Here is a 6,782-nt window from a genome sequence, read left to right on the forward strand (position 1 = left end):
TCGGCACGTCGAGCGTCCCGGTCAGGTCGAGATGGCGCACGCCGTCGAGGACGCCGTGGCCAAGGACGAGCACCTCCTCGTGCAGGCAGGCACCGGCACCGGCAAGTCGCTCGCCTACCTCATCCCCGCGGTCATGCACGCGCAGAAGACCGGCAAACCGGCCGTCGTCGCCACCGCGACGCTCGCGTTGCAGGCCCAGATCGTCGACCGCGACATGCCGCGGCTGGCCGAGTCGATCGCGCCCCTGCTCGGCAAGCGACCCACGTACGGCCTGGTCAAGGGCCGCCGCAACTACCTGTGCGCCCACAAGCTCGAGGGCGGCTTCCCCGACGACGAGGAAGGGCTGTTCGAGGTTGCCGAGGTCGACCGTGCGGCCTCGCGTCTGGGCCAAGAGGTGGTGCGGCTGCGCGAGTGGGCCGACACGACCGAGTCCGGCGACCGCGACGAGCTGGTGCCCGGGGTGAGCGAACGGGCCTGGCGACAGGTGTCGGTCAGCGCCCACGAGTGCATGGGCAGCAAGTGTCCGGCGTTCGCAGACTGCTTCGTCGAGCGCTCGCGCGACGCGGCCAAGGACTGCGACGTCATCGTCACCAACCACTCGTTCATGGCGATCGACTCCTTCGAGGGTCGTCAGATGCTGCCCGAGCACGACCTGCTCATCGTCGACGAGGCGCACGAGCTGGTCGATCGCGTCACGTCCACGATCACCGACGAGATCACGCCGGGCATGGTCAGCGCCGCGGCAAAGCGGGCGGGCCGCCTGGCCGAGTCGACCGAGGCCGTCGACGACGCGGCCGTCTTCCTCCAGGGTGTCCTCGACCAGCTCCCGGAAGGCAAGCTCAACGGCATACCCGACGCACTGTCCCTGGCGCTCGCCCGGGTGAGGGACACGACGCGACAGGTGCAGTCCGAGCTCAAGCCCGAGAAGGGCGTCGAGCCCGACGGCGCACGCAAGGTGGCGCAGGCCGCGATCGACGAGATGTTCGAGAACTCCTCGCGCGTCCTCGAGCAACGCGACCTCGATGTCGTGTGGGTGAGTCGTGACCAGCGACGCGGTTCGGTGCTGCGGGTCGCGCCCATGAGCGTGGCGATGCTGTTGCGCGACAAGGTCTTTGGCGACCGCACAGTCGTCATGACGTCGGCGACGCTCGAACTGGGCGGGACTTTCGATGCTGTCGCCGGCACGATGGGACTGCGCGGCGACGGTGCTCCGGAGTGGCGTGGACTCGACGTGGGGAGCCCCTTCGACTATCCCCAGCAGGCGATCGCCTATGTGGCGCAACACCTTCCGGCGCCGGGCCGCGACGGCCTGAGCGAGCAGACCCTCGACGAGATCGAGGCGCTGGTGCGGGCGGCCGGCGGGCGTACCCTCGGGCTGTTCTCCTCGATGCGCGCGGCCAAGGAGGCCACCGAGGCGATGCGCGAACGGTTCTCCGACAAGGAGGGCGAGATCGGGTTCCTGTGTCAGGGCGAGGACCAGATCACCACCCTGGTGCGACAGTTCGCGCGAGACCCGCAGACCTGCCTGTTCGGCACCCTCACCCTCTGGCAGGGCGTGGACGTGCCCGGCTCGGCCTGCCAGCTCGTCATCATCGACCGGATTCCCTTCCCGCGCCCCGACGACCCGCTCTCGTCGGCTCGCTCGCAGGCCATCGCCCGAATGGGCGGCAACGGCTTCATGGCCGTGTCCGCGACCCACGCCGCGCTGCGGCTGTCGCAGGGCGCTGGGCGGCTCATCCGCCGCGCGGACGACCGCGGGGTCGTCGCCTTCCTCGACTCCCGCATGATGACGGCGCGGTATGCCGGGTTCCTCCAGCGTTCGCTGCCCCCGTTCTGGCCGACCACCGACCGCGAGCGGGTCCTCGCCGCGCTGAGGCGGCTCGACGAGACGGCGGCTCCGCCGGTGAAGGTGCACGAGCCCGCCCTGCGGGGCATCACCGGCGCACTGGTCGGCACCTCGATGGGCGCGACGGGGGAGGACGTGGCCGAGCATCCCCGACCCGTGGCCGAATCCCCGCCACCCGCCGAGTCGACGCGCACCGCCGTGACCGGCGGCCACGCGTGGACGGCCGAGTCCGACGAGGAGCTGCGCGACGGAGTCGAGCTCGGGTTGTCGCTCGACGAGCTGGCCGAGAGCCTCGAGCTGCCGGCCGACGTCGTGGCCGCCCGGCTCAAGGGGCTCGGCCTCGAGGCGACCGGGGCTGCCACCCTCGCGTTCGAGTAGGGCGCGTTCGAGTAGGGCGCTGTCGAGTAGGGGCGATACTGGCGGGATGGCGGATCCCTGCATTGTGCACGTCGTCGGAGACGGGCCCGTGGCCGAAGCGCTCGTCGCGCTCGGAAGGCCCCTCGGGTGGTCGGTGACGACGTCGACCGACGACCCTTCCGTCCCCGAATCGATCGACGCGCTGGTGGTGACGAGTCACCACGACGGTGTGGACGGCCCGGCCATCCGGGCGGGGCTGGCTGCCGGGACGCCTTACATCGGTGGGATGGGCTCGCGTCGCACCCAGGAACGCCGGCGCGCCTGGTTACTGGACAACGGCGTCACCGTGGAGGCGCTGGCGACCGTGCACGCCCCCATCGGGCTCGACATCGGCGCCAACGACCCGGGAGAGATCGCAGTGGCGATCGTCGCCGAGGTCATCGCAGTGCGCGCGGGGCGCCGTACCGCTGGCTCGGTGAGCGACAGGAAGGGGCCGATCCATCCGGAGCTCGCACCTGGCGACGCCTACTGCCCGGGCGGCTGAAGCTGTCCCCGGCTCGTGGGAGGCTGTGCCCGTGACCGCCACCGCGACGCGCACCGTTCCCCCTCTCGTCCTCATCAGCGGACCCGAGGCAGTCATCGCCGACCGCGCGCTCAGCACCACGCTCGACGAGCTCCGGGCCTCTGCTCCGGAGCTCGAGGTCATCCGGCTCGCGGCCGAGACCTACGAGGCCGGCGCGCTCGGCGTGCACGCCAGCCCGTCCCTGTTCGGTGGCGAGAAGTGCATCGTCGTCAACGACCTCGACGAGGCGCCGGACGAGCTCCAGGAGGATCTGCTCGCCTTCCTCGCCGCACCCGACCCCGACGTGACCCTGGTGGTGACCCACAAGTCGGGGCAGCGGGGCAAGAAGGTCCTGGACCTCCTCAAGAAGTCGCAGGCGCGGGTCCTCGAGGCGCCCGCGATCAAGACCGACCGCGACAAGACCGACTTCGCCATGCACGAGTTCCGCCGGGCCGGGCGCCGCGCCACCCCCGATGCCGTCCGCGCCCTGATCGAGGCGATCGGCAAGGACGTGCGCGAGCTCGCCTCCGCCTGCCAGCAGCTCGTCGCCGACACCACCGGCACCATCGACGAGGACCTCGTCGCCAAGTACCACGAGGGCAAGGTCGAGGCGACCGGCTTCAAGGTGGCCGACGCGGCTGTCGCGGGCAACGCCGGCGAGGCGCTGCGGCTGCTGCGCCACGCCATCGCCACCGGTGTCGACCCGGTCCCGATCGTCGCCGTGCTCGCCCAACAGCTGCGCCAGCTGGTCAAGGTCGGCGCGGCCGGTCGGGGGCGCTCGGCTGACGTGGCGCGCGACCTCGGCATGGCACCGTGGCAGGTGGACAAGGCCCGCCGCGGGCTGTCCGGATGGGGGCCTGAGGGGCTCGCCGAGGCGATCCAGGCAGTCGCGAACGCCGACTTCGAGGTCAAGGGCGGCGGTCGCGACCCGGTCTACGCCGTCGAGCGCGCCGTGCTCACGATCACGCGGGCCCGCAGCGGACGCTGAGCACGCCGCGGCGACCTGACCGCGGCCTGGAGCAGCCGGCATACCCACGTTTTGGGGGAGTGGGCACCTCGCTGGTAGATTTGCCCATCGCGTGCGCGCATGGTCGTGCGCGCATGCAGCACCATCCAGAGCCTCTCAACCACAGGCGCCCCACCAGCCTGGTCCCGAGAGGCTTCTGCCGCCCTCTAACGGCAACCACCGACCAACCAAGAGAGACACACCTGTGGCAAACATCAAGTCCCAGCTCAAGCGGATCAAGACGAACCGCACGGCGACCGAGCGCAACAAGGCCGTCAAGAGCGAGCTCAAGACCTGGATCCGCAAGTTCCAGGCAGCCGTCGACTCCGGCGACGCCACTGCGGCGAATGACGCCCTCGCGACCGCGAGCAAGAAGCTCGACAAGGCCGCGAGCAAGGGTGTCATCCACGCCAACCAGGCCGCCAACAAGAAGTCGGCCATGGCGAAGAAGGTCGCCTCGCTCTGACGCGAGTCGCCTTCCACGGCACACCTCACGAAGGGCCGGTCACCTGCGGGTGACSGGCCCTTCGCGTTGTTCTCGTTGACGCTGTCGAAGCCTGGGCGCCCAGGCCGAGCTCAGCTCGCGGCGCGGACGGCCGCGGCCACCTGGTCGAACCGTTCGCGGTCGAGTACCGCGCCCTCGCGACGCACCGCTGCGGGATCGACGCGCAGGATCCGGTCCACGCGGACCTCGCTGGGACGGCCCTGACGGTCCCAGGCCCCTGGTCCGATGTCCTGCCAGTGCCGACCGTGTCGGGCTTCCTGCTCGTGGTCACGGTCGTGGTCCTTGCTGGTCAGCATGAGAGCCAATAACCACGCGCCGTCCCGACCGACGAGCAGCACCGGTCGGTCCTTGCCCTGACGGTGGTCCTCCTCGTACGGCACCCAGGTCCAGACGATCTCGCCAGGGTCCGGCTCGCCATCGGGCCGAGGTGCGTAGTCGAGGGTTGGCGTGCCGGTGAAGTCGCCCGGATAGACCGTGGCTCCTCGTCCGTGCGTGGCACCGGGCCGGGGAGTCCGTGCATCTCCGGCCGGCGTGGACGCTCGTCGCCAGAGCCGGGTCAGTCGTGATCGCCAGGAGGCCGGGTCCGATGCCATGGCCGTCACGCTATCCGCTCAGAACGGTGGATCACCCTCGCCACTGGTCCGTCGGCGCAACCTCCGACCCGGACAGGCTGCCGCGAAGGCGGGGTCGATCGTGTAGTCATCGAGTCCAGCGCTCAGCTCGGCGCTCAGCCCGACAGCTCGCCCGACGGTTCGCCCAGGTGGCGCGGCGAGCTCCTCGGCGCGCCGGGGGTCGACCCGCCGTCGGTCGGCGTGGCGTTCCGCCCGGGCCAGCTCGTGGGCAAGTTCCTCCTCCCAGGCCGACCAGAGCACGCCGGGTTCATCGACTGGCGCCGCAGTCACGGTTTCGGATCCTGCGCGTTCGGGTCTCGGATGCCCGGGTCCCGCATGCTCGGGTCCCGCATGCTTGGGCCCTCTGATGTTCGCAGGCATGCTGGCTCGACGCACCGGCTCGTTGTCGCGGAGTTGCAGGAAGTCCTGGGGCAGGGTGGTGCGCACCCTGCCGGTGGGGTCGGTCCAGGTGACGGTGGCGTCGGGCTCGATGCGGACCCGCCACCGGACGGTCTGCTTGATGCGGTGGTGGCGGCGGCACAGGCACATCAGGTTCGCTGCCTGGGTCGGGCCGAGGGGCCAGGGTCGGACGTGGTCCAGGTCGCAGAAGCGGGCGTTGACGGTGCAGCCGGGAAAGCGGCATCGCCCGTCGCGGGCCCGGACCAGGTCGATCAGCGCCGCAGGTGGTCGGTAGGCCGTCGACTCGGTGACCGGTCGACGGCCCGGCTTGTCTGGGCTGGTGATGTCAGGGTCGGTCGCGACGGCCATCAGGGCACCGGTCTCGGTGTCGCAGGCGACCACTTCGTGGCGCACCGTCACTCCGCTGTCCGATACGGAGTCGCTCGTGCGGGCGCTCGCAGGGTCGCTCGCAGGGTCGCTCGTGGTGTCGCTCGTGCGGGCGCTCGTGGTGTCGCTCGTGGTGTCGAGGTCGGGGTCGGTGCCGTCCCCGAGGCTGGTCAACCACCCTCGCCGCACCTGGGCGGTGCCCGGCATCCCGAACCCAGCGACCGTCACCAGCGCGTCGGCGTCACTTGCAGCTGCTGCGCTCGCGGCAACTGCCTCCATCGCTGGTGCTCCCTCGGTCACGAGGTCCGGCTCAGCCCTGACCGCGCCGTCGTCGGGATCCACCGTCTCGCTGACCGTGGTCGGCGCCGTGTCGCCAACGGACTCGCCAACGGACTCGCGAGGGGTCGCCGTGAGCTGGTCCGTCGTGGCGAGTTGGTCCGTCGTGRTGGGCTCGGTGAGCTGGTCGGCRGGGACGGCSAGCTGGACGACGAASGTGCCGGTCGCGCGGGCGTGGATCAGGTCCATCAACGCATCCGCCCGGGCCTGCTCCACCCCGGCCGCCCTGCCGTCCTGGACGTACTGACGGGCCAGCCCGTCGACCACCGCCCACCCGCTGCGGGACGCCTCGACCGGGAAGCTGCCCATCCAGGTGTCGACCCCGGGCTCGTCCCCGGGCCAGCGGCGCAGGCCACGCTCGGACCGGGCCCGGGCCGCCCTGGCCCGCAGCAGGTCCGGGTCGACCGCCGCCAGGGCCCGGCGCACCCGGCGCCGCAGCACCGCCGGCGGCTCCGACCCGAGCGAGCCGGCGATCCTGGCCACCACCTGCGCGCACACCTGCGCCGGSGMGTCCCGCAGCTCCTCACCCACGACCCGGGCGCGGTACTCATCGAGCCGACCCGCACCCATCGCCTCGAACACCCCCGGCACCCGGGTCACCACATCCACCGCCGCGGACAGGCGGCTGCTCGCGACCGCGTCGCCGACCCCCAGCTGGTCACTGACCAGGGCCGGCGCATCCAACCGCTGGTGCCCCAGGCCGCGGTGCTGCTCCGCCACCGTCCCGTCCTCCAGCTCGACGTCCTCGACCGCCGCGACGTGCGCCATCGCCA

The 6,782-nt window shown here is 71.6% G+C and carries 6 protein-coding genes; 4 read left to right on the forward strand and 2 right to left on the reverse strand.

Annotation, left to right across the window (positions count from 1 at the left end; genetic code table 11):
* The first annotated feature begins 31 nt into the window (after positions 1-31).
* The 4 genes from AC1DYG_RS11055 (at position 32) to rpsT (ending at position 4,237) form a co-directional block, all read left to right on the forward strand.
* On the forward strand, positions 32-2,224 hold the full coding sequence (locus AC1DYG_RS11055; protein WP_477639899.1) for an ATP-dependent DNA helicase: 2,193 nt from the start codon (positions 32-34) through the stop codon (positions 2,222-2,224).
* Between the two features lie 46 nt (positions 2,225-2,270).
* Positions 2,271-2,747 carry an XdhC family protein gene (locus tag AC1DYG_RS11060; RefSeq protein WP_477639900.1) on the forward strand — a complete coding sequence of 159 codons (477 nt, stop codon included), beginning with the start codon at positions 2,271-2,273 and terminating at the stop codon, positions 2,745-2,747.
* A gap of 31 nt (positions 2,748-2,778) precedes the next feature.
* A complete protein-coding gene (gene holA, locus AC1DYG_RS11065; RefSeq protein ID WP_477639901.1) occupies positions 2,779-3,753 on the forward strand; it encodes a DNA polymerase III subunit delta in 975 nt (324 codons plus the stop codon).
* A gap of 223 nt (positions 3,754-3,976) precedes the next feature.
* Complete coding sequence (gene rpsT / locus AC1DYG_RS11070) at positions 3,977-4,237, forward strand: 30S ribosomal protein S20 (protein WP_477639902.1); 261 nt, start codon at positions 3,977-3,979, stop codon at positions 4,235-4,237.
* Between the two features lie 110 nt (positions 4,238-4,347).
* Here rpsT and AC1DYG_RS11075 read toward each other — a convergent pair whose 3' ends face one another.
* Positions 4,348-4,869, reverse strand: a complete 522-nt coding sequence (locus AC1DYG_RS11075; RefSeq protein ID WP_477639903.1) for a type II toxin-antitoxin system PemK/MazF family toxin — start codon at positions 4,867-4,869, stop codon at positions 4,348-4,350.
* A gap of 18 nt (positions 4,870-4,887) precedes the next feature.
* A partial coding sequence (locus AC1DYG_RS11080; RefSeq protein WP_477639904.1) for an HNH endonuclease signature motif containing protein occupies positions 4,888-6,782 on the reverse strand: 1,895 nt, incomplete at its 5' end.

It is taken from the genome of Pedococcus sp. P1_H8 (assembly GCF_056405175.1).

Bases quoted from the DNA above. Each gene is read 5' to 3' on its own strand.
- AC1DYG_RS11075 (WP_477639903.1), bottom strand. From the start codon at position 4,869: ATGGCATCGGACCCGGCCTCCTGGCGATCACGACTGACCCGGCTCTGG.
- AC1DYG_RS11055 (WP_477639899.1), top strand. From the start codon at position 32: ATGGCGCACGCCGTCGAGGACGCCGTGGCCAAGGACGAGCACCTCCTC.
- AC1DYG_RS11060 (WP_477639900.1), top strand. From the start codon at position 2,271: ATGGCGGATCCCTGCATTGTGCACGTCGTCGGAGACGGGCCCGTGGCC.